Origin of the sequence: Micromonospora qiuiae, assembly GCF_016863555.1 — a bacterium.
Classification (GTDB): Bacteria; Actinomycetota; Actinomycetes; order Mycobacteriales; family Micromonosporaceae; genus Micromonospora; species Micromonospora qiuiae.
Genome location: NZ_BOPC01000159.1, coordinates 1 through 3,040 on the forward strand (window position 1 = coordinate 1; position 3,040 = coordinate 3,040).

Sequence of the window (3,040 nt, forward strand, 5' to 3'; positions counted from 1 at the left end):
CGACGACAACTGGTCCACCATCGTGTTGACGGTGTCCTTGAGTTCGAGGATCTCGCCCTGCGCGGCCACGGTGATCTTCTGCGAGAGGTCGCCCTTGGCCACCGCCGTGGAGACCTGGGCGATGTTGCGCACCTGGGCGGTCAGGTTCGACGCCATCGAGTTGACGTTGTCGGTCAGGTCCTTCCAGGTGCCGGCGACGTTGGGCACGTCGGCCTGGCCACCCAGCTTGCCCTCCGTGCCCACCTCACGGGCCACCCGGGTCACCTGCTCGGCGAAGAGCCGCAGGGTGTCGGTGAGGGAGTTCATGGTGTCGGCCAGCTCGGCGACCTCGCCCCGGGCACCCACCGTGATCTTCTGGCTCAGGTCGCCCTTGGCCACCGCCGTGGCCATCTGTGAGATCGACCGCACCTGATCGGTGAGGTTCGACGCCATGGTGTTGACCGAGTCGGTGAGGTCCTTCCAGGTGCCGGCGGCGCCGCGGACATCGGCCTGGCCGCCGAGCTTGCCCTCCGTGCCCACCTCGCGAGCGACCCGGGTCACCTCGTTGGAGAAGGAGGAGAGCTGGTCGACCATGGTGTTGACCGTGCGGCCGATGCGCAGGTACTCACCGCGCAGCGGGCGGCCATCGATCTCCAGCGCCATGTGCTGGGAGAGGTCGCCGTTGGCGACCGCGACGATGACCCGGCCGATCTCCGTGGTGGGCCGGCCCAGGTCGTCGATGAGCGAGTTGATCGCCCGCTGGCCCTCCGCCCAGGAGCCGTCCAGCCCTTCCTCGTCCAGCCGCTCGGTCAACCGGCCGTCGCGGCCGACGATCCGGCTGATCCGGCGTAGGTCCAGATGCTGCCGCTCCTGGAGCGACACCACGTCGTTGAAGGCGTCCGCCACCTCGCCGGCCGCGCCCGATCGCCGGGGCAGCCGGACCTTGAGGTCGCCACGGCGGACCTGCCGCAGCGCCTCCGCCAGCTCGGTGAGGACCGCCTCGTGGTCGGCGGCGAAGGTCTCCGCCAGCCCCGACTGTTTCGCCGTGGTCATCATTCCTCGCTCAACTCTGGGGTACGCCGGCTCGCGCCGGCCACCCCATCATTGTCCCCGTGAGCTGGAAATCGCCACGCCGCACCGCCGTTGGTGATGCTGACCCGGCAGGTGATCGGCTTGGCACCGAGCGGGTGTGGGGGGAGGATACGGGGGTGTCGGCGGAGACGGGGCCCGCCACGACCAAGGGCCCAGACGAACACGTACGGCGCGTGAGGCTTCCTGCCGATCGCCGTACGCCAGCCGCTGCACGGGCGGTCGTCCGGTCCGTGCTCACCGAGGCAAACCTGGACGAACTGGCCAACGAGGCACTGCTGCTCACCACGGAGCTGTCCACCAACGCCGTCGAGCACGCCGGCACCGAACTGGACATCGAGGTCAGCGCGGACCCCGCAGGGTTGACCGTGACCGTCTCGGACTTCGCCGCCGGCCCCGTCGACGAGCTGACCGTGGGCGTACGAAATGTGGCGAACGACATCGTCGACGTGGCCGAACGCGGGCGCGGACTGCTGCTGGTCGACCACTTCGCCAGTCGCTGGGGCACGACGTACCTTCCCAAGGGCAAGGGCGTGTGGTTCCGGCTGGACCGCAGGCGCCGCGGCGGGCAGCACGGGGACGACTCCGGGTCACACGAGGACGACTTCGGGCCGCCGGTCGGCGATCGGGACTCCACCGGACACACCTCCGCACCCAGCGCCGGTGCGATGAGCGCACTGCTGCAGACCACCCCCGATCCGTACGCCGACGATCCGCTGCCCGACTTCGCCGCCAGCCTGCTCACCCGGGTGGCGGACATGGTCGGCGCCTCCGGGGGCGTGATCCGACTGGACCGCGGGGACGGCCAGGGCACGCAGACGCTCGCCCGGTACGGCCGGCAGCCCCGGGCCGGCAACGAGCTGATCCGGGTGCCGCTGGCGGTGCACCGCCCGTACGCCGGAGAGCTGGAGCTGGACGCCGCGCCCACCGCGTACGCCCGGCCGCTGGCGGTGCTGACCGCCGAGCGGCTCTCGCTGCACCTGGAGAACGACCGGCTGCGTCGTGCCGACGTCCGCCGGCAGGCCTGGCTGACCTTCCTCGCCGAGGCCAGTGAGCTGCTCGCGCAGTCCTTGGACGTGGAACTGACCATGGCGCTCATCCCGCAGCTGGTGGTGCCCCGGCTCGGCCAGTGGTGCGCGGTGCACACCGCCGACGAGTGGGGCCGGCTCCGCCTCGCCGCGGCCAGCCACGCGGACGAGTCGATGCTGCCGCAACTGCACGCCACCCTGCGCGAGGCCGGCCCCGACTCGATCCAGTCGCGGCTGCGCGAGGCCAGCCGCAACGGGGCCCAGACCCCGCTGGGCGCGCCGATGGAGGGCTTCGCCGTACCGCTGATCGCCCGGGGGCAGCGCCTCGGCACCCTCGCCGTCGGGCGACACCAGCGGCACCGGCACGACCCCGACGAGATCGCGGTGCTGGAGGACGTCGCCCGGCGAGCGGCGCTGGCGATCGAGAACGCCCGGATCCACGCCGAACGGCGGCGGGTGGCGCAGGCGCTGCAACAGTCGCTGCTACCGCCGGTGCTGCCGGTCGTGGAGGGCATCGGTTTCGCCGCCGAGTACGTCCCGACCGGTGGGGACGCCGACGTCGGCGGCGACTTCTACGACGTGGTGTCGCTGCCGGACGGCCGCTGGCTGGTGGTGATCGGCGACGTCTCGGGCAAGGGCGTGCAGGCCGCCGCGGTCACCGGGCTGGTGCGGGACGTGATCCGGGTGCTGGCCGGGGACGGCAAACCGCTGCCCGAGGTGCTGGCCCGGCTCAACGAGACCCTGGTCGAGCGGGGTGCCGGCCGCTACTGCACGCTGGCCCTGGCCGCCGTCGGGCCGGGCGAGGGCGGCCGGCTCGACGTGGAGCTGCACCTGGCCGGGCATGACCGGCCAGTGCTGCTGCGTTCCGGGGACGGGCGGGTGCGCTCCGGGGAGGGCCGGGTGCGTTCCGGGGACGGGCGAGTGCGCTCCGGGGACGGGCGAGT

The 3,040-nt window shown here is 72.4% G+C and carries 2 protein-coding genes; one reads left to right on the forward strand and one right to left on the reverse strand.

The features are described from left to right. On the reverse strand, window positions 1-1,032 hold a 1,032-nt coding region (locus Vqi01_RS30080; RefSeq protein WP_204038514.1), incomplete at its 3' end, for a HAMP domain-containing protein. A gap of 134 nt (window positions 1,033-1,166) precedes the next feature. Here Vqi01_RS30080 and Vqi01_RS30085 point away from each other — a divergent pair. Continuing rightward, window positions 1,167-3,040 (forward strand): SpoIIE family protein phosphatase (locus tag Vqi01_RS30085; protein ID WP_372444467.1); only part of this gene is annotated, 1,874 nt, incomplete at its 3' end.